The sequence below is a fragment of the Vineibacter terrae genome (assembly GCF_008039615.1).
Lineage (GTDB): Bacteria > Pseudomonadota > Alphaproteobacteria > Reyranellales > Reyranellaceae > Vineibacter > Vineibacter terrae.
Window position 1 is genome coordinate 52,374 of the sequence record NZ_VDUZ01000003.1, and the last position, 20,016, is coordinate 72,389.

Annotated in this window: 17 protein-coding genes; 5 read left to right on the forward strand and 12 right to left on the reverse strand. The window is 68.5% G+C overall.

Going from position 1 to position 20,016, the window contains the following annotated elements; all coding sequences use genetic code 11:
* Positions 1-100: 100 nt before the first annotated feature.
* Positions 101-940, reverse strand: a complete 840-nt coding sequence (locus tag FHP25_RS03345) for a transporter substrate-binding domain-containing protein (RefSeq protein ID WP_147845482.1) — start codon at positions 938-940, stop codon at positions 101-103.
* 182 nt (positions 941-1,122) lie between these two features.
* On the opposite strand from FHP25_RS03345, the gene FHP25_RS03350 reads away from it, so the two are divergent.
* From FHP25_RS03350 to FHP25_RS03360, 3 genes are read left to right on the forward strand one after another with little or no spacing between them, the layout of a single operon-like run.
* Positions 1,123-1,608 (forward strand): MarR family winged helix-turn-helix transcriptional regulator, encoded by a 486-nt coding sequence (locus FHP25_RS03350; protein WP_147845483.1) that lies wholly within the window; start codon positions 1,123-1,125, stop codon positions 1,606-1,608.
* A complete protein-coding gene (locus FHP25_RS03355; RefSeq protein WP_218578151.1) occupies positions 1,598-2,506 on the forward strand; it encodes an alpha/beta fold hydrolase in 909 nt (302 codons plus the stop codon). The genes FHP25_RS03350 and FHP25_RS03355 overlap by 11 nt, the downstream gene beginning before the upstream one ends.
* 1 nt (position 2,507) lies before the next feature.
* Positions 2,508-3,719, forward strand: coding sequence for a multidrug effflux MFS transporter (locus tag FHP25_RS03360; RefSeq protein ID WP_178133245.1), 1,212 nt, complete (start codon positions 2,508-2,510; stop codon positions 3,717-3,719).
* Positions 3,720-3,734: 15 nt separating this feature from the next.
* Here FHP25_RS03360 and FHP25_RS03365 read toward each other — a convergent pair whose 3' ends face one another.
* The 3 genes from FHP25_RS03365 to FHP25_RS03375 all read right to left on the reverse strand — a co-directional run bounded on the left by FHP25_RS03365 (position 3,735) and on the right by FHP25_RS03375 (position 7,237).
* Entirely contained in the window at positions 3,735-4,700 is a 966-nt protein-coding gene (locus FHP25_RS03365; protein ID WP_147845485.1) for a peptidyl-alpha-hydroxyglycine alpha-amidating lyase family protein, read from the reverse strand.
* Between the two features lie 101 nt (positions 4,701-4,801).
* Entirely contained in the window at positions 4,802-5,476 is a 675-nt protein-coding gene (locus FHP25_RS03370) for a pyridoxamine 5'-phosphate oxidase family protein (RefSeq protein ID WP_147845486.1), read from the reverse strand.
* Between the two features lie 216 nt (positions 5,477-5,692).
* Complete coding sequence (locus tag FHP25_RS03375) at positions 5,693-7,237, reverse strand: ABC transporter substrate-binding protein (RefSeq protein WP_147845487.1); 1,545 nt, start codon at positions 7,235-7,237, stop codon at positions 5,693-5,695.
* A gap of 143 nt (positions 7,238-7,380) precedes the next feature.
* On the opposite strand from FHP25_RS03375, the gene FHP25_RS03380 reads away from it, so the two are divergent.
* Entirely contained in the window at positions 7,381-8,388 is a 1,008-nt protein-coding gene (locus tag FHP25_RS03380; RefSeq protein ID WP_147845488.1) for a GntR family transcriptional regulator, read from the forward strand.
* Here FHP25_RS03380 and FHP25_RS03385 read toward each other — a convergent pair.
* The 8 genes from FHP25_RS03385 to FHP25_RS03420 all read right to left on the reverse strand — a co-directional run bounded on the left by FHP25_RS03385 (position 8,304) and on the right by FHP25_RS03420 (position 18,536).
* Positions 8,304-9,713, reverse strand: coding sequence for an amidase (locus tag FHP25_RS03385; protein WP_147845489.1), 1,410 nt, complete (start codon positions 9,711-9,713; stop codon positions 8,304-8,306). The genes FHP25_RS03380 and FHP25_RS03385 overlap by 85 nt on opposite strands.
* Positions 9,714-9,746: 33 nt before the next feature.
* Positions 9,747-11,303 (reverse strand): ABC transporter substrate-binding protein, encoded by a 1,557-nt coding sequence (locus tag FHP25_RS03390; protein WP_147845490.1) that lies wholly within the window; start codon positions 11,301-11,303, stop codon positions 9,747-9,749.
* A gap of 146 nt (positions 11,304-11,449) precedes the next feature.
* Positions 11,450-12,310 (reverse strand): alpha/beta hydrolase, encoded by an 861-nt coding sequence (locus tag FHP25_RS03395; protein WP_147845491.1) that lies wholly within the window; start codon positions 12,308-12,310, stop codon positions 11,450-11,452.
* 87 nt (positions 12,311-12,397) lie between these two features.
* Entirely contained in the window at positions 12,398-14,038 is a 1,641-nt protein-coding gene (locus FHP25_RS03400) for a dipeptide ABC transporter ATP-binding protein (protein ID WP_147845492.1), read from the reverse strand.
* Positions 14,035-14,847, reverse strand: coding sequence for an ABC transporter permease (locus FHP25_RS03405; RefSeq protein ID WP_147845493.1), 813 nt, complete (start codon positions 14,845-14,847; stop codon positions 14,035-14,037). Before FHP25_RS03405 ends, FHP25_RS03400 begins: the two co-directional genes overlap by 4 nt.
* Before the next feature lie 7 nt (positions 14,848-14,854).
* Complete coding sequence (locus FHP25_RS03410) at positions 14,855-15,799, reverse strand: ABC transporter permease (RefSeq protein ID WP_147845494.1); 945 nt, start codon at positions 15,797-15,799, stop codon at positions 14,855-14,857.
* A gap of 19 nt (positions 15,800-15,818) precedes the next feature.
* Positions 15,819-17,378 (reverse strand): ABC transporter substrate-binding protein, encoded by a 1,560-nt coding sequence (locus FHP25_RS03415; protein WP_231712193.1) that lies wholly within the window; start codon positions 17,376-17,378, stop codon positions 15,819-15,821.
* A gap of 12 nt (positions 17,379-17,390) precedes the next feature.
* Positions 17,391-18,536: a C45 family autoproteolytic acyltransferase/hydolase gene (locus FHP25_RS03420; protein WP_147845495.1), complete on the reverse strand. Its 1,146-nt coding sequence runs from the start codon at positions 18,534-18,536 to the stop codon at positions 17,391-17,393.
* A 151-nt stretch (positions 18,537-18,687) separates the two neighbouring features.
* Between FHP25_RS03420 and FHP25_RS03425 the strand changes: the two genes are divergently transcribed.
* Entirely contained in the window at positions 18,688-20,016 is a 1,329-nt protein-coding gene (locus tag FHP25_RS03425) for an aspartate aminotransferase family protein (protein ID WP_147845496.1), read from the forward strand.

Genomic DNA, 20,016 nt, shown 5'->3' on the forward strand with positions numbered 1-20,016 from the left:
CGCTGACCGATCCGTCATCCCGAGCGTAGCGAGGGATCTCCCGGCTGCGGATCTCCGCTCGCGGAAGATCCCTCGCTGCGCTCGGGATGACGGTGTAAGGCTACTTCGCCTTGTACTTCTCGTGCATGTCCTTGACGAAGTCGGTAGGCACGATGCCCCATTTCTTCTCCAGCTCGACGATCTTGCCGGTCTTGTGCCAGTCGATCGACGCGTCGGTCATGATCTTGAACAGCTCGTTGTCGCCGTGCTGCACCGCCAGGCCCCAGGGCTTGGTGTCCTGGGTGGGTAGCTTGATCTCGTAGTCGCCCCAGATCTCCTTGTCGGTGAGGCGGGAGGCGGCCAGCGAGTCGTCGGTCAGCGACCCGATGCAGCGGCCATCGCGCAGCGCCTGCTCCGATTCGGCGATGCCGGCGAAAGCCAGCAGCTTGAGCTCGTACTTGCGCTCATACTCCTTGTTCCAGAACGCGCCCTGGCTGGTGCACAGCGTCTGGCCGCGGATGTCGTCCCACTTCTTGATCGGGGTCGACTTCTTGGCCATGACGGTGATGCCCGAGGCATAGTAGTTGGGCTCGACGATATGGATGAGCCGGCGCCGCTCCGGCGTGTCGGTCATCGTCGCCATCAGCATGTCGCACTTGCCCTGCTCGAGGAACTGCACGCGGTTGGCGGCGATCACCGGGATGCGCTGCACCTTGATCGGCTTGCCCAGCGCTGCCGTCAGCCGCACCTGGATGTCATCGACAAGGTCATGCTCCAGCCCGATCATGGTGCCGGACGGGTCGCGGAAGCCGAAGGGACGGTAATCGACCTTGATGCAGGCGACGATCTCGCCGCGCTCCTTGATCTTGTCGAGCACCGCGCCGGCCTGCGCCGTGCCCGCCACTGCCAGCGCCAGCCCCAGAACCACCGCGCCGCCTGCCATACGCTTGACCGCTGTCATTGGCCGTTTCCATCCTCTTTTTGATCGCAAGGGCGGCGACCTTATCGCCTCGCCATGGCAGCCGTCTGCAAAAAAGAACTTGGCGTGACGGATAGAAAAATTGACGGCAGTGACGGGGCGGATTTGCCTGCCGTCGGCAACGGCACATTGCAGTTAAATAGGTAGCTTGCTATCTTTATGCCATGACGAGCACGGGCAAGCCGCGCCCGATCGACTTCGGGTTCCAGGTGGCGCGGATCGCACGCCGGCTGCGGCAGGCCGTGGACGCCGAGCTGCGGGTGCTGGGGCTGACCGAGGCGACGTGGCGGCCGCTGGTCTATGTCGGCCGCCTGGGCGAGGGCGTGCGCCAGAAGGAGCTGGCTGCGGCGCTGGGCATCGAAGGGCCGTCGCTGGTGCGGCTGCTCGACGGCCTGGAACGGCGCGGGCTGATCGAACGCCGCGAGACCGATGCCGATCGCCGGGCGCGCGGCATCTATCTGACGCCGGCTGGCCGGGATCTGGAGAAGCGGGCCGCGCGTACAAGCGGCGCCATCCAGCGGCGCATGCTCGCTGCGATCGCGCCGGCGGATCTGGCGGCCTGCGAACGGGCTTTCCGCACCATCGAGCAGGCCCTGGACGACGTCGAGCAGGCCGTGCGGCCATGGGAGAAGGGTAGCGATGCGCAGTGACGATGAGGCTGAGGCCAGCATGAAGCGGTTCCGCATGTCCGATGGCGTCGAGCTGATTGCCGATGCCTGGGGGGCGCCGGACGCGCCGCCGGCGATCCTGCTGCATGGTGGCGGCCAGACCCGGCATGCCTGGAAGCGCACGGCGCAGACGCTGGCGGCGCAGGGCTACCATGCGCTGTCCGTCGACCTGCGCGGCCATGGTGACAGCGGCTGGTCGGCGGATGGCGACTACGGCATGGATCGCTTCGCGGCCGATGTGCGCACGCTGGCGCAGATGCAGGCGGCCAAGCCGATCCTGATCGGCGCCTCGCTGGGCGGCATCTCCAGCCTGCTGGCGGAGGGCGATGCGCCGCAGTCGGTGGCGGCGGCGCTGGTCCTGGTCGATATCACGCCCAAGGTGGACCCGCAGGGCGTGGCGCGGATCCGCGGCTTCATGGCTTCGCATATCGATACCGGGTTCTCATCGGTGGACGAGGCGGCTGACGCGGTCGCGGCCTATCTGCCGCACCGGCCGCGGCCGCGCAGCGTCGAGGGCTTGCGCAAGAACCTGCGGCTGGGCGACGACGGCCGCTACCGGTGGCACTACGATCCTGCCTTCGTGCACGACCGCCAGACCCGCGACGACTCGGGACGCGAGCAGCGGCTGTCCATCGCCGCGGCGCGCATCGAGGTGCCGGTGCTGCTGGTCCGTGGCGGCTCCAGCGAGCTGGTGTCGCAGGAGGCGGCGCGCGCGTTCATCGACCTGGTGCCGCACGCGACCTATGTCGATGTGCGCGGCGCCGGCCACATGGTGGCAGGCGACGTCAACGACGTCTTCACACAGGAGGTCGTGCGCTTCCTCGAAGGCTTGCCGCCCGGACCGTCGACGCGCCCGCCCCAGCCGGCCGTCGCGTCCTGAGATGGCGCCGGGGCCGGAACAGCCGCCGGAGGCCATCGCCGCCGGCGCGGCGCGGCCCAGCCTTGCCATCCTGGCGGCGATCGCGGCCAGCGGCACGCTGTCCATGCACATCTTCGTGCCGGCGCTGCCCGCCGTGGCGCGCCAGTTCGACGTGCATCCTGCCACGGCGCAGCTCACGCTCACGCTCTACCTGATCGGCATCGCCGCCGGCCAGCTGCTGTATGGGCCGCTGTCGGACCGGTTCGGCCGTCGGCCGGTGCTGATCGTGGCCCTGGCGATCTTCCTCATCGGCACGCTGCTGGCGGGGATCGCGCCGCGCATCGAATGGCTGATCACGGCCCGGGTGCTGCAGGCGCTGGGCGCCTGCGGCGGCCTGGTGCTGGGCCGCGCGATGGTGCGCGACGGCGTGCCTCCGGACCAGGCGGCGCGGCAGATCGCCTTCCTGGTCATGGCGATGACGATCACGCCGGCGCTGGCGCCCCTGGTCGGCGGGACGATCACCGACTGGTTCGGCTGGCGCGCGATCTTCGCCTTTCTCGGCATGGCCGGCCTGGCAGTGCTGGTGCTCACGGTGACGGCGCTGCCGGAGACCAACCGCCAGCGCGTCACGCTGTCCAATCCCGCCGCCATGGTCGGGGTCTACGGCCGGCTGCTGGCACTTCGGCAGTTTCGCCTGCTGGCGGTCGGCGGCGCCTGCATGTCGACCAGCATGTATGCCTTCTTCGCTGCCTCGCCGTTCCTGTTCATCGAGGTCCTGCACCGTCCGACCTCCGAGATCGGCTGGTACTACATCGCGATGATGCTGTGCGTCATGCTGGGCAGCTGGATTGCCAGCCGCGTCACCGTCGGCGCGCGGGCCGGCATGATCCTGCCCGTGGCGGCGGCGCTGGGCTCGACCGGCGCGGCGGCGCTGCTGGTGATCGATCTCGCCGGGTGGCTCTCGGTGGTCTCGGTGATGGCCGCCATGTGCGTGTTCGCCTTGGGCGTCGGGCTGGCCAGCCCGGTGGCGACGGCGCGCGCGATCGGTGTCGATCCGCGCGCGATCGGGGCGGCATCGGGACTCTACGGCTTCCTGCAGATGGGCTTCGGCGCGCTCAGCACCCTGCTGGTCGGGATCTGGCATGCCGATTCGGCGCGGCCTGCCGCCTGCATCCTGCTGGCCGCGTCGCTCGTCTCCCAGCTCGCGTTCTCCGTCGCCCAGCGGCGGACGTAGAAGAACGGCGGCCGATCACGCCACCTTGGCGAGCTTCTGCAGCGAGCGCAGGGGGCGGGGCATGGGCGTATCCGGGAAGCTGGTCGACCAGTTGGTGTAGCTCACCTCGCCGACATAGATGTCGCCGCGCGAATCGACGGCAAGCCCGTGCGGCGCCAGGAACCGGCCGGCCTGCGTGCCCGGACCGTCCTCGCCGCCGAGCCGCGCCAGCAGCTGGCCGGTCTTGTCGACGACGCTCAGGCGTGGCCCGAGGTTGAGGTATTTCAGGTTGACCGGCATGCCCGGGCCCAGCTCGCCGACGATGAACCGCGGCCCGTGCGCGCCATTGCAGCAATAGAGCGCGCACGGCCGGTGGAGGTTGTTCCACTGCGCTTCGTACTTGCCGTTGCCGTCGAAGACCTGCACGCGATGGTTCTCGCGGTCGGCGACATAGACCCAGCCATCGGGGTCGGAGGCGATGTTGTGCACCAGGTTGAACTCGCCCGGCCCGGTGCCTGAGGTGCCCCAGGACATCAGGTGGCGGCCGTCAGGCGTGTATTTGTGCACGCAGGCATTGCCGTAGCCGTCCGAGACGTAGATGTCGCCGCGCGGCGACAGGGCGGTGTGGGTGCAGCGGTTGAACGGCTTGCCGCTCATGAACGGGGCAGGCGCCTCGGGCACGCCGATGGTCAGCAGCACCTTGCCCTCGGTCGTGCATTTGCGCACCGTGTGATCGCCGTCGTCGGTGCAGTAGAGATTGTCGTCGGCATCGATATGGATGCCGTGCGCGCGCCGGAACAGGCCTTCGCCCCAGGAGCGCAGAAAGTTGCCGTCGCGGTCGAACACCATCATCGGATGCTCGCCGCGATTGAACACATAGACCTGGTCCTTGCTGTCGACCGCGACCGCGGCGACATCCCTGAACTCCCAGCCGTCCGGGAGCTTCGCCCAGTTCTCGACCACGCTGTAGCGATGCTCGCCACTGCCCAGGACAACCGGCATCGCATGCCTCCCTCGCTTTGCGTCAGCGCGGGCAGGCTATCACCGGCGGGCGACCAGCGCACGCTGCCAGCCCAATCGTCATGTGATGACAGCTGCCCGCCTCACCACATGGTCTTGCGGTAGGCTTCCTCCAGGCGCTGCTCGCGCTCGGCGTTCTGCTCCGGCGGCAGCTTGAGCTGCTCGCCGATCATCACCGACAGCGACGGCAGCAGCGAGCGCTCGACCTGCGCCGCCGGGTCCCACAGGCGGCTGCGGCGGAAGGCCTTGGCGCAATGCAGGTAGGCCTCGCGCACCTTGATCACCATCACCGAGCGCGGGTTCTTGCCTTCGGCCGCCATCGCCGCCAGCAGCCGGGAGTCGACCGAGAGCCGTGCCGTGCCGTTGATGCGCACGGTCTCCTCGAACCCCGGGATCAGGAACAGCATCCCGACCTCGGGGTGGCTGAGGATGTTGCGCAGGCTGTCGAGGCGGTTGTTGCCGGGGCGGTCGGGCAGCACCAGCGTCTTCTCGTCGAGGACCTTCACGAAGCCAGGCTTGTCGCCCCGCGGCGTGACGTCCAGCCGGCCCTGCTTGTCGGATGTCGCCAGGCAGCAGAACGGCGACATCTCGATGAAGCGGCGGATATGGCGATCGATGCGGCCGATATCCTTGGCCAGCACGCCCGGGCTCGGCTGCGGATAGACTGCTTCGACCAGATGGCGGGCGCCGGCTTCGTCCAGCAGCTCGGGGTCGGACGGCAGGCCTCCGGCGAGGGGACCGACATTCGTATCGGGCATGTGAGGCTCCTGACTTGCGGCCAGCGGTGCTGCCTTTCACTGATCCTAAAAGCATTCGATGTTGCGAATCAATCGCATATCGTCGAAGGCAAGGGCACAACTGTCATCCCGAGCGCAGCGAGGGATCTCCTGCGGCAAGGCGCATGGTGCGTCATTCGCGGGAGATCCTCGCTGCGCTCGGGATGACAGGTGTGTCACGGTCCGTGATTCCAGGCACTATTCCTTCCAGACACCCCAGGGCACCGGCCGGTCCGCCGCCCAGGTCTTGTAGCCGTGGACGTTGGACCGCACGGCATCGATATTGGGATCGTAGTACATGCCGATGATCGGCACCTGCTCGGCCATCATCGCATGCAGCTTGAGGAAGATGTCCTTGCGCTTGGTCTCGTCCATGGTGCGCGCGCTCTCGGCCAGCAGCTCAATCGCCTTGGGGTCATCCCACTGCGCCCATTTCGACTTCGACTTGTCGGCGATCAGCGCCATGTACATCAGGCCCGGATCGAGCCGCGCCGAGTAGCCGAACGACTGCACCTGGAAGGTGCCTTTCAGGTAGTTGTCGAGCTGCGTCGCCCAGTCGAGCGTCTCGAGCTCGACCTTGAAGCCGGCCGCGGCGAGCATCGCCTGCGCGATCACCGAGCGCTCGTACATGCCGGTGTAGCGCTTGTTTGTCTGGATCTTGATCACCTGTCCGGCGTAGCCGGCTTCCTTGAGCAGCGCCGCGGCTTTCTTCGGATCATAGGCCGGCCACTCCAGAAAGCGCTTGTCGAAGTAGCTGCTGGACTCGCTGACCGCCGAGGGGTTGCCTTTCACGAGGCCTTCGGTGCGCGCTTCGGCGATCTGGTTGATGTCGATGGCGTGCGCCATGGCCTGGCGCAGCTTCACGTTCGACAGCAGCGGGTCCTGGGTCTGGATCAGCAGCGGCCCCCAGTTGAGGCCTGGCGTGCTCTGGATCGTCACGTCGCGCCGCTTCTTGAGCTCGGCGACACGCGGCGCATCGACCTGTGGCAGGATGTCGACCGCCCCGGTCAGCAGGGCGGCCTCGGCCGCGTTGGGGTCGGGGATGACACGGAAGACGACCTGATCGACATAGGCGTTGCGCGCGCCGGCATAGCCGCTTTGCGGATCCTTGCTGGCCTGGTAGCTGGCGAAGCGCTCCAGGGTGACGAGCTCGCCGCGCTTCCATTCCTTCAGCTTGTAGGGGCCGGACCCGATCGGTGTCATCCATTTGCCGTCGGCGCCGACGCTGTCGGGGTGCGCCACCAGGACGTGGCATTGCACATTGGCGAGCTGCTTCAGGAACACGGCCTGGGGCTCGGCGAGGCGATAGACGACCGTGCGGGCGTCCGGCGCCGCGACCTCGAGCACCTTCAAGCCGGAGCTGCCATCGAACGTGCGACGGCAGTTCCAGCCCGTCTGCGCCATCAGGCGGTCCCAGGTCCACTTGACCTCGGTCGCGGTCAGCGGCGCGCCGTTGTGGAACTTCGCGCCTTCGCGCAGGCGGAAGGTGTAGGTCCTGCCGTCATCGGAGACGGTCCATGACTCGGCCAGCGCCGGGCCGACGCTGAGGTCGGCACGATGCGCCACGAGCCCTTCGAACAGGACCTGGATCACCGTGTCGGTGTTGGCGTCGCGGTTGATGCCAGGCTCGAGGCTCCTGATATCGGCGTTCAGCGCGATGGTGAGGGTGCCGCCGTTGCGCTGCGCCAGCGCCGAGGCCGGCAGCGCCGCGCAGGCGGCGAGGATGAGGATGGTCTTCTTCATGTATCAGCCGCCCCGGTTCGTTGGCGTGGCAGGAAGCCCGCGCGAAAGTGACGCATATTTTTGTTGCGACGAAAAGCACTTTCTGGGGCAATCCGTGCCGTGCAATATGCGCGCCGTTGGGACAGCTTGCTCGGGAGACACGCGTGGCCAAGGTTCGGCACCAAGGCAGCCAGGCGACACCGCTGCAAAGCGAGCTCGCCCGGCAGATCCTGGCGCGTATCGAAAAGGATGATCTGCAGGCCGGCGCGCCGGTGCGCGAGCTGGCGCTGGCGCAGGCCTTCGGGGTCTCGCGCACGCCGGTGCGGGCGGCGCTGGGCGTCCTCGAAGGGCTGGGCTATGTCCGCCGCACGCCCGGCCGGGGATTTGTCCTGGCCAAGAAGCTCAATGGCGCGGGGCGGGCATCGGCCCGGCTGCCGCGCTCGCCGTTCGACGAGCTGCTCACCGCGCTGATGACCGACCGGGCGCGCAACCGTATCCCGGCCGAAGTGTCGGAAGCGGAGCTGATGCCGCGCTACGGCGTGTCGCGCGGCGCGCTGCGGCGCGTGCTGATGAAGCTTGCGGACGACGGCCTGGTGCGGCGCCAGCGCGGTCACGGCTGGCGCTTCGTCGAGGCGCTCGATTCGCGCGAGGCGGTGACCGAGAGCTATCGCTTTCGCATGATCGTCGAGTGCGCCGCCTTGCGCGAGCCCGGCTTCACGCCGGACCCGGCCGAGCTGCACCGCCTGCGCGAGGCGCACCTCGAGCGTTTGCGCGAGGGCAGCGACACCGATCCACGGCGCTGGTTCGAGACCAACCGCCAGTTCCATGAGACGCTCACGGTGTGGTCGGGGAACCGCTACCTGGTGGAAGCGGTACGCCGGCAGAACGCGCTGCGCCAGCTTGGCGAATACAGCACCTTCCCGCGGCTGTCGCCCGAGCGCATCGCCCAGTCGACACGCGAGCATATCGGCATTCTCGACGCCCTCATCGCCGGCGACCGCGACTGGGCGGCGACGCTGCTGCACCGTCATCTCGACCTGACGGTGCGCATCTATGGCGGAGCGGGCGGCGGGCCCACGCCGCCGCCTCAGGCGGTCGGGTCGACCGGCGTCAAGACGCCGGCGCGCCGCTCGATCGCCTCGGCCGCATCGAGGCAGAGGTCCTCGCGGTAGCGGCCGGCGATCAGCTGCACGCCGACCGGCACGCGTCCGGTGGCGCCAGTGGGCACCGACACCGCCGGCAGCCCCAGCGCCGGCACCGCGAGCTGGGTCGATTGCGCCTTCATCAGGCGCGCCGTCGTAGCGGCGTCGATCACGTCCTGGCCGACCTCGAACGGCAGCGCCGCGGAGGTGTGGGTGAGGACCAGCGGCCGCTCATCGAGGAAGAGCTGCCATAGCCGCAGCAGCCTGTCACGGTCGGCCAGGGCTTCGAGGATGCCCCGCGGCTCGGCCGCGGGGAAGACGTCGCGCCAGTAGCCGAGCGCGGTCTTGATGCCGTCGTCGCCGTATTGGGCGACGGCCGGCTCGAGCGCCGCGATCACGTCGTCCATGGCCAGCCGCGCCCACAGGTCGATCACCTCGCCGAAGGCCGGTGGCTCGGCTTCCTCGACGCGATAGCCGGCGTCTTGCAGCCAGCGCCCCGCCTGGCGGATCGCCGCTTCGACCTCGGGAGCGATGTCGCCGCGGCCGTCCGGGTCGACGACCATCGCGATGCGGATCGGCGCCGCGGGGCGTGGTCCTTCGAGCGGGACATCGACCCAGCGCGGATCGTTGCCGTCGCCGGCCGCCATGGCCGCGAACGCCAGCCGGGCGTCGCGCACCCGCCGTGTCAGCGGGCCTTGCACGGCCATGAGCTGCGACGAGATCGGCCGCTTGCCGGTCGCCGTGAAGTTGTGCGCCGGGATGCGGCCGTAGGTCGGGCGCAGCCCCACCAGGCCGCAGCAATAGGCCGGATAGCGCACCGAGCCGGCGATGTCGTTGCCCTGGCCGATCGCGCCGATGCCGGCGGCCGTGGCCGCGGCGGCGCCGCCGCTGGAGCCGCCGGCCGTGCGCGTGCGGTCCCACGGGTTCAGCGTCAGCCCGTGCAGGGCATTGTCGGTGAACCACCGCATGGAGAAGGCCGGCGTGTTGGTGCGGCCGATGACGATGGCGCCGGCGCGGCGCAGGTTGGCGATCGTGGGATTGTCCTGCGCGGCGATGAGGTCCTTGAACGCCGTCACGCCGTTGTCGGTGGCGCAACCCGCCTGGTCGAGGTTGACCTTGGTGGTGACCGGCACGCCATGCAGCGGCCCCAGCGCCTTGCCGTCGGCGGCAGCCCGGTCGGCGGCATCGGCGGCGGCCAGCGCTTCCTCGTGCAACGGCCGCACCACCGCGTTGATCGCGGGGTTGACCGCATCGAGCCGGGCCAGCGCCGAGACGATGACCTCGCGGCAGGAGACCTTGCGGCTGCGTGTCAGATCCGCCACCGCGGCGGCGTCCAGCGCCCAGAGCTCACTCATCGATCAACTCCCGTTGCACGTCGCACGAACCGGTCATTCCTTCCACACGCCCCAGAACCGCTCGTTGCCGGCCGGCCAGGTCTTGTAGCCGCGCACGCGCGGCCCGGCTGCCGAGACCTCGACCGGATTGTAGATGCCGAGGATCGGCACGGCGTCGGCCATGCGCTGGTGCAAGGACGCGAACAGCCGGCCGCGCTCGGCCGGCTCGCTGGACGCCTTGGCGGCATCCAGCAGCGCCTTCGCTTGCGGGTCATCCCATTGCGCGAAGGGGAAGCGTGTCTTGTCGCCGATCAGCGAGGCATAGCCCAGCGCCGGGTCGAGGCGCGACGAATAGACGAAGGAGGAGAGCTGGAACTTGCCCGTGTTGTAGTTCTGCAGCTGGGTCGCCCATTCCAGCGTCTCGAGCTTGGCATTGATGCCGGCCTCGGCCAGCATGGCCTGGATCATGACGGCGGCATCGAAATAGCCGCCGGGCCGCGTGCTGGTCTGGATCCGGAGCGGCTGGCCGGCATAGCCGGCCTCCTTGAGCAGGCGCTTGGCGGCAGCCGGATCATGCGCCGGCCAGGCCGCGAAGGCGCTGCCGTAATAGGGGCTGGCCAGGGGCACGGCAGCAGGGTTCGGGCCGGCGAGGCCGAAGGACAGCGACTGCGCCACCTCGCGCAGGTCGACGGCGTGGGCAATGGCGCGGCGCATGCGCATATCGGCCAGCAGTGGGTCGCGCGTCTGCATCAACATCACCTGCCAAGCGAATGTCGACTGCACGGAAACCTGGACGCCGCGCGCCTTGGCGTCATCGACATCGTTGGGCGACAGCACCGGCACGACGTCGACATTGCCGGTGAGCAGGGCCGCCTTCATCACCGAGGCATCGGTGATGGCCAGAAAGCGCAGCCGCTCGGCGTAGGCGATCTTGGCGCCGGCCATGCCGTCGCGTGTCCCCTCCGCCGGGCGGTAGCCCGAGAAGCGCGCCAGCTCGATCTGCCGGCCGCGCTGCCAGTCGCGAAGCACGTAGGGGCCGGTGCCGATCGGCGCGCGCCAGGCGCCGTCGGGCCCGACCGAGTCAGGATGCAGGATCGCGGCGTTGCACTGCAGGTTGGCCATCGCGATCAGGAACAGGCCGGAAGCTTCCTGCAGGCGGAACACGACCGTTCTCGGGTCCGGGGCCTCGACATCGAGCACCTTCGGGCCTTGCGTGCCGTCGAAGAAGCGGGTGCACGCCCACAGGGTCTTGGGATCGAGATACCGGCGCCAGCTCCAGACGACCTCTGCCGATGTGAGCGGCGCGCCGTTGTGGAACGACACGCCTTCGCGCAGGCGGAAGCGATAGGTCCGGCCGCCATCCTCGACCAGCCAGGATTCGGCCAGCATGGGCGCGACGGACAGATCCTCGCGATAGGCCACGAGGCCTTCGACGACGTGGTGCAGCACCGTGTCGGAATTGGCATCGCGGTTCACGCCGGGGTTGCTGCTGCGGATGTCCGAGATCAGCGCCACGGTGAGCGCATCGGTGCGGCGTCCCTCCTGCGCCAGCGCGCCGCCGACTGTCAGCAGGGTGGCGGCGAGAATGATGATCTTCCGCCCTCCCGTCATCCCGAGCGCAGCGAGGGATCTCCTGCGGCAGGGCGCACGGTGCGCTATCCGCGGGAGATCCCTCGCTGCGCTCGGGATGACGGGAAGGACGGCAGCGCGATGCCGCGCCACAGGTGAGCCGCCCGCCCGCCACGCGGGGAAGAGTTTCACGCTACGCTCCGCTTCGCGCCGTCCTGCAGCACCGCCGTGAAGAAGGCGATGACCGGCTCGAGCGTCTTCCAACCCTCGTGCCCGATGCCGGGCACGATATCTTGCCGCACGGCGATGCCGTGCTGCTCGTAGTTCGCCTTCAGCGTCGCCAGGCGGTCGATGCGGGTCGCGCCGGCGTCGTTGGCGCCTTCCATCCAGGCGCTGTGGTGCGGCTTCAGCGTGATCTCCCAGGTCTCGGTATCCTCTGCGCCCACCACCATGTGCACCGGCACGCGGCGCATGGCCGCCAGATCGACATCGGCGCCGAGCTCTGCCTGCAGATTTCGGGTGCCGACCCACCAGTCGCGCGTGTCGTCGAGCAGGGTCACGTTGCCTGGCGCGCCGATCGACACCGCCGCCAGCCGGTGCGGGTGCAGCAGGAAGACACGGTGGACGAACTGGCCGCCGCCGGAGAAGCCGAACAGCAGGAAGCGGCTGACATCGATGCCGTACTTGCGTCCGACCTCGTCGACCATGGCCAGCAGCAGCAGGTCGAAGCGCATGTCGTGGAACTTCAGGCGCTTGTAGTTGGAAAGCTCTTCCGGCTCGATCAGGCCGACAGGGAACAGTGGCGCCAGCACGATGCAGCGTTCGCGTTCTGCCAGGTCGGCGAATTTGTCCCGGTAGGTGGTGGCCGTGCGGCCGGTGCCGTGCATCGCCACAATCAGCCGCCAGGCCGAGCGGTCCTGGGCTTCAGCCAGCGCCCTGGGCACGTAGAGGCAGTAGGAGACACGCTGGTCAGCCTGCAGCGCGAAGAACGGCGTGGCACCGACGTCGTAGTAGCCCAGGGGCATCATCAACTCCTTGGTGGCCTTCATGGTGAGCCTGTCGAACCATGAAGGTTACGCACAGCCGTGGTGCGGCCACTTCATGGTTCGACAACCTCACCATGATGTGGCTTGCAGTCATGTCACGAGATCCGTGACAGGGATGGTGCTCGATCGGGGTTTCGGCATGTCCAGCGCCGGTGACGCCGCAAGCAAGGCCTTGGTGTAGTCGTGCTGCGGCCGATCGAAGATGTCGTCGCGCGAACCCTGCTCGACGATGCGGCCCGATTGCATCACCACGACGCGGTCGGCGACTTCCTCGACCGCCGCCAGGTCGTGCGAGATGAACAGGCAGGCAAAACCGCGCTGGCGCTGCAGGTCGCGGAACAGGGTCAGCACCTGCTTCTGGATGGTCATGTCGAGCGCCGACACCGGCTCGTCGGCCACCACGAACACCGGCCGGCGCACGATGGCGCGCGCGATCGCCACGCGCTGGCGCTGGCCGCCCGACAATTCGTGCGGCAGTCGGCGGCCGAAACCGCCCAGGCCGACCTCCTCGAGCACCTCCTCGACGCGGCGCTCCCTGTCCGCGGCGCTGAGCTGCGGCACATGGCGCAGCGGCTCGGCAACGGTCTGGCCGACCCGCATGCGCGGATCGAGCGACGAATAGGGGTCCTGGAACACCAGCTGGCAGCCCAGGCGGAAGGCACGCAGGGTGGCGCGGTCGGCCGACAGGATATCGCTGCCGCGGAACAGCACCTGTCCGCCCGATGCCGGGATCAGCCGCAGCATGGCGCGGCCCAGGGTCGTCTTGCCGGAGCCGCTGCCGCCGACCACCGCCACCGTCTCGCCGGCGCGCACCTCGAGATCCACGCCGTCGACCGCGCGCACCGAGGGGCGCCTGCCGAAGAAGCGACGCCGGCCGCCGAACGTCACCTCAAGCCCACGTGCGGCGATCACGGGTTCTCCCGGCGCATCACGATGCGTTGCTGCCTCACGACGGGGCAACGCATCGACGAGCTGGCGCGTGTAGGAATGCGTCGGCGCCGCCAGGATCCGCTGTGCCGGGCCGCTTTCCACCAGCTTGCCGCGCTGGAGCACGACGGCCCGCTGGGCATAGCGCGCGACCAGCCCGAGATTGTGGGTGATCAGCATCACCGCGGTGCCCTCCTGGCGCGCCAGCTCGACCATCAGGTCGAGCACCTCGCGCTGCACCAGGGTGTCGAGCGCCGTGGTCGGCTCGTCGGCGATCAGCAGGCTGGGGCGCAGCAGCATCACCGAGGCCAGCATGATGCGCTGGCGCATGCCACCGGAGAATTCGTGCGGGAAGGCGGCCAGACAGCGCTCCGGATCGCGGATCTGCACGCGCTGCAGCATCGCCACCGACTTGGCGCGGATCTCCTGCGGCGACAGGCGGCGATGCAGCTTCAGCCCCTCGGCCATCTGCGTGCCGATGGTGAGCGCCGGATTCAGCGAGACCATCGGTTCCTGGAACACCATGCCGATGGCGGGGCCACGCAGCTGGCGCAGGCGCTCCGGCGTGGCCTGGGTGAGATCCTCGCCGTCGAGCCGGATGCGGCCGTCGACGCGGATGATGGCCGGCGGCAGCAGGCCCAGGATGGCGCGCGCCGCCATGGTCTTGCCGCTGCCCGACTCGCCCACGACGGCGAGGAACTCACCACGGCCGATGCTGAAGGAAACATCATCGACCACCAGGGAGCCAATGCCGGTGGCGCGCAGCTTCAGGCCGTCGACGGTGAGCAGGGCAGGGCCGCTCATGCGTGCGCCATCCGTGGGTCGAGGCGGTCACGCAGGCTGTCACCCAGCAGGTTGATGCCCAGCAGGGTGAAGGCGATGCACAGGCCCGGCGCGATGCCCAGCCATGTCGCGGTTTCCATGTAGGGCCGGCTGGCCGCCAGCATGTTGCCCCAGGTCGGCGCCGGTGGCGGCACGCCCAGGCCCAGGAAGCTCAGCGCGCTTTCCGACAGCAGCACCCAGCCGAACATGCTGGTCGACAGCACCGCGATCGGCGCGATGCAGTTGGGCATGACGTGGCGCACCATCGAGTAGATCTCGCCGTTGCCGATCATGCGCGAGGCCTCGACATACTCGCGCTCGCGCACCGACAGCACCGTGCCGCGCACCACGCGCACGACCGAGGGCGCATAGGCCAGGCCCAGCGCCAGCACGATGCCGTACTTGTTGGCGCCCACCACCACCATCACGCCCAGCGCCAGCAGGATGCCGGGAAAGGCCAGCAGCGCATCATTGACGGCCATCAGGATGCGGTCGGTCCAGCCGCGGACATAGCCGGCCACGACGCCCAGGATGACCCCGACGACGACGGCGAACGCCACCGTCAGCAGCGCGACCAGCACGCTGGTGCCGGCGCCGGCCATGATGCGGCTGAGCACGTCGCGGCCGAACTCGTCCGTGCCCAGCCAGTAGAGCTCCGACGGCGGCTTGAGCCGGGCCCTGAGGTTGACCTGCAGCGGGTTGTACGGCGTCCACACCGTGGCAGTGGCGGCGGTCAGCAGCACGATGCCGATGAGCGTGCCGCCGACCAGGGTGTTGCCGCGCAGCTTCATCGCGATGTCACTCGGCCTGCACGCGGGGATCGAACAGCGGGTAGCACAGGTCGACCACCAGGTTGACCAGCACGTAGATCAGCGCCGTGAACAGAAGGCAGCCCTGAACGACAGGGTAGTCGCGCGCGAAGATCGAATCGACCAGCAGGCGGCCCAGCCCGGGCAAGGTGAACACGGTCTCCAGCACGGCGATGCCGCCCAGCAGATGGCCCAGGATCAGGCCGATCAACGTCCAGGTCGGTGCGAACGCGTTGGGCAGCACGTGGCGCATCAGCACCCGCCGCTCGGGCAAGCCCTTGGCGCGGGCGTGCGTGACGTAGTCGAGGCGCAGCACGTCGATGGCGGCGGCGCGCGACATGCGCGTCATGACGCCGATCTCGACCATGGTCAGGGTGACGATCGGCAGCACGATGTAGAGCAGCGCCTGGCCGAAATTCTCCGAGAACGGCACGTAGCCCACGACCGGCAGCCAGCCGAGCTTGAGGCCGAACAGCAGCAGCAGCAGGAGCCCGAGCCAGAAGGTCGGGATCGACAGCAGCATCGTGGCGCCGGCCACGATCGCCAGGTCCAGCGGCTGGTTCTGCCGCCACGCTGCCAGCAGGCCGGCCGGTACGGCGAGCAGCGCGGCGAAGAAGACGGCGACCAGCACGATCAGCCCGCTGACCTGGAAGCGCTCGATCATCAGCGGCAGCACCGGCAGGCCGTTGCTGATCGACTTGCCGAGATCGCCGACGGCGACCTTGCCCAGCCAGAGCACGAACTGCACCGGCAGCGGCTCTTCCAAGCCCAGCGCACGGCGCATCTCGGTCACCTGCGCCGGGTCGGCCGCATCGCCCAGCATCAGCTGCACGGGATCGCCCGGGATCAGCCGCACCAGGGTGAAGACCGCCATCGCCACCAGCAGCAGCGTCGGGATGGTGAAGGCCAGTCGGCGCAGGACGTAGCTGAGCATGGATTGCTGGTCGCCGGCGTCAGTTGAGCGTGACGCCCCACAGGCGCGGCTGGCCGGTCGGCCAGGCTTTGTACCCGTTGAGCGCCGTGCGCATCGCTGCGATCTGGACCTCGTTGTAGATCATGATCAGCGGCAATTCTTCGATCTGCCGCCGATGCAGGGTGTCGAACAGGACCTGGCGCTTGCCGCGGTCGGCGATCTGCATGGACTGGCGCAGGATCGCCTCGACCTCCGGGTTGTCCCATACCTTGCGCGGCTGCGTCGCCTTCGGTCCGGTCACCATCTCGTAGCTCAACGCCGGATCCAGCCGCGCCGAGTAGGGGAACGACTGGATCTGGAAGTCGCCCTTGGTGTAGCGGTCGAGCTGGGTCGCCCAATCCAGGACCTCGATGTCGATCTTCAGGCCCACCTGCTGGGCGGCGGCCTGGACCAGCACGGCGACGTCGAAGGAGCTCTTGAAGCGCTTATTGGCCAGCAGCTTGATCGGCTGGCCGCCATAGCCGGCCTCGGCCAGGAGCTTGCGCGCCGCGGCGAGGTCGCGCGTGTAGCCGCCGGCCTGCACCTTGGTGTAGTAGGGGCTGCTGATCGGGATCACGGAGTTGTTCGGCTTGGCCGTGCCCGCGGTCACCGCGTCGGTGATCTCGGCCGTGTCGATCGCCAGGGCCAGGGCCCGGCGGATGCGCACGTCCTGCATCACCTTGTCCCGGGTCTGGAAGATGACGGTGGCCATCGACATCGTCGTGGCCGATTCAAATTTCAGGCCAGGGCGCGCCTTCAGCTCGGCGAAATCTTCCGGCTCGATGTCGGGATCGATGTCGCTGGCGCCGCTCATCAAGGCTGCCTTGGCCGCCGCGGCGTCGGGTATGACGACGAAGCGGATCCGGTCGACGGCGGCCTTCTTGCCGCCGGTGTAGCCGTCACGCGCCTCGTCGCGGGAGGCGTACTGGTCGAAGCGCACGAGCTCGACATGTTGGCCGCGCCGCCACTCGCCCATCTTGAACGGACCCGTGCCGATAGGGTCGCGCCATTTGCCGTCGGGACCCACGGAGTCGCGATGGGTGCTGCCGGAGCCGCCGCAATCGACCCGGGCCATGGTCGCCGGGATCAGGGCCGATGGCCGGTCGAACGTGAACACGACGGTGTGGTCGTCCGTCTTCGCGATCGATTCGAGCTTCGCCAGCCCGCCGGTGAACTCCGGCCGGCAGCGCCACTGGGTTGCCGCATCGAGATAGCGCTGCCACGACCACACGACGTCATCGGCCGTGAGCGGCGCGCCGTTGTGGAAGCGCACGTCGGGACGCAAGGTGAAGGTGTAGGTCTTGCCGTCGGCGGAGACGTCGTATCGCTCGGCGAGCAGCGGACCCACCGACGTGTCCTCGCGGAAGGCGACAAGACCTTCCACCATATGCTGCACGACGCCGTCGGTCGGGCCGTCGCGGTTGGTGCCGGGATCGGTCGAGCGGATGTCGGTCTTCATCCGCAGCCGTATGGTGGTGTTCTGGGCATCGGCGGCGCAGAGCGGGGCGAGCGTTGCGGCTGCCGCGATGCCGGCGGCAGCCAGCGCAGGGCGTCGGAGCACGTCTTGGTCCTCTCAGTCGCTGGCGGCGGCGCGCATTGTGGGCTCGGCGCGATCCAGGCGATAGGTCGTGAACGTCCGGTCCAGCGCCGGCAGCATGGCGACATCCATCGTGCCCTGCGTCGGCTGCATCACGATCATCGCCACCGTGGCGCTGAGGTTGCTGGTGAGGTTGGGGCGCGGCGGCCGGCAAACCGACCAGGGCGCCTGGAAATCATCGAACAACGCCGACTTGACCGCATCAGGCGTGATCGCGCCGATCTGCGGCGCCAGCAGGTCGCGCACCCGGATGTCGCGGTAGAGGCTGTCGGGCGTGTTGACGATGCCGGTGTCCTTCAGCTTGGACAGCGCCACCGGGCTCACGAAATGATTGGCATGCGCCAGCAGCCCCTGCTGCGGGTGCACCTGGAACGTCTCGTCCGGCGCGCATTCGAAATCGATGGCGACCCCGTCCTTGTGGCTGACGATCATGTTGTTGGCGGCCGATTTGGGTGTCACGTAGACGGCCCGCATCGCCAGCGCCAGCTGCGTCTGCTCCAGCACCTTGCGGCGGATCAGCGCCAGGGGCACGCCGATCTGGCAATAGTCGCGGTCGGATTCCAGATAGTTGGCCGTGATCACGATGCCGGCGGAATTGAAGCCCGAGCGCGCCAGCCCGCCGGCCTCGGTGAAGGTGAGGATGTCGGGCCCTTCGTCGTTGCGGATGCGCAGCACCACGGCGGTCTCGGCACATTCCATCTTCCAGTCCCAGTTCTGGGCGTGGATAAGCGTGCCGTCACGGCTGGCGCCGGGCAGGACCACCACCCCGGTGCAGCCGTCGGGCTCATCGGCCGTCATCAGCTTGCGCCGCAGGTCGGGCCGCTGGCCGAGCTTCAGGATCTCGGTGCGGGCATTGAGCAGGGCGATGCTGTCGAAATCGACGCCGGCGCCATCGGCTATGCCGCGCATCTCCTCGATGTAGGCCGGCTCGAAGCCTTCGATCACGGGCAGGTAGTCGCGGACAAGCCGATGGATCTGGCCGGCATCGACCGACATCGCCGCGAGCTGACCGGAATAGTGCGAGATGCCCTTGATGATACGCGGCCGCGCCTTGCGGCCATAGTCGCGGCCACGCTCGAACGGCGGCCCGGCCAGCTCGATCAAAGGACAGGCTTCAGCCATCGCCCGCGTTCCTTCGCAAACAACACGTTCCGACGCTAATGCACTTTATGCCGTCATGAAACAGAAAATTTTGCAGTATCTCAAGGTTGACCCTTTCAGGGCATCCAGATCGAGTGCATTTTATCGCGATGAGAAGCAGACGAGGCTTTCGATGACCATCATGACGGTGCCGAACCAGAGCGAGATGGAGTCCTATTGGCTGCCGTTCACGGCCAACCGCCAGTTCAAGGCCAATCCGCGCCTGTTCGTCGGCGCCGACGGCATGTACTACACGGCCGCGGACGGACAGCGGATCCTGGACGGCATGGCCGGCCTGTGGTGCGTCAACGCCGGCCATAACCAGCGGCCGATCGTCGAGGCGATCAAGCACGCGGCCGAGCGGCTGGACTACGTGTCGTCGTTCCAGATGGCGCACCCGCTGGCTTTCGAGGCCGCATCGCGCATCGCCAGCATCGCGCCGGCCGGCATGGACCATGTCTTCTTCGCCAATTCAGGCTCTGAAGCGGTCGATACGGCGTTGAAGATCGCACGTGCGTATTTTCGCGTCAAAGGCGAGGTCGGCCGCACGCGCTTCATCGGCCGCGCCAAGGGCTACCACGGCATGGGATGGGGCGGCCTGTCGGTGGCCGGCATCGGCCGCCACCGCAAGGATTTCGGACCCCTGCTGCCGGAGACAGATCACCTGCCGCACACGCTGGACCTGGCGCACACCGCGTTCTCGCGCGGCCAACCGGCCTGGGGGGCGCATCTGGCCGACGAGCTCGAGGCGCTGGCCCAGATTCACGATCCCTCGAGCATCGCCGCCGTGATCATCGAGCCGGTGACGGGCTCCGGCGGCGTCCTGCCGCCACCCCAGGGCTATCTCGAGCGGCTGCGCGCGATCTGCGACCGCCATGGCATCCTGCTGATCTTCGACGAGGTCATCACCGGCTTCGGCCGGCTCGGCGCGCCGTTCGCCGCGCAGGCGTTCGGCGTGACGCCCGACCTCATCACCTGCGCCAAGGGCATGACCAACGGCGCCGTGCCGATGGGCGGCGTGATCGCCGGCGACAAGGTATGGAACGCCTTCATGGCCGGGCCGGAGAACATGATCGAGCTGTTCCACGGCTACACCTATTCCGGCCATCCGCTGGCTTGCGCCGCCAGCATCGCGACGCTCGACGTTTACCGCGACCAGGATATCTTCGAGCGCGCCGCCAGGACGGCGCCGCTATGGGAGGCGGCGGCGCATGCCTTGAAGGGCCTGCCCAACGTCATCGACATCCGCAACATCGGCCTGCTCGCTGCCATCGAGCTGGCGCCGCGGCCCGACGGCGGCGCTGTGCGCGCCATCGAGGCGGCGAACCGCTGCTTCGACGAAGGGGTGCTGGTGCGGTCGGCCGGCGATGCGCTGGTGCTGTCGCCGCCCTTGGTGATCTCGGACGCGGAGATCGAGCGGCTGTTCGCGACAATCGCACGCGTGCTGAAGCTGCTGCAGTGA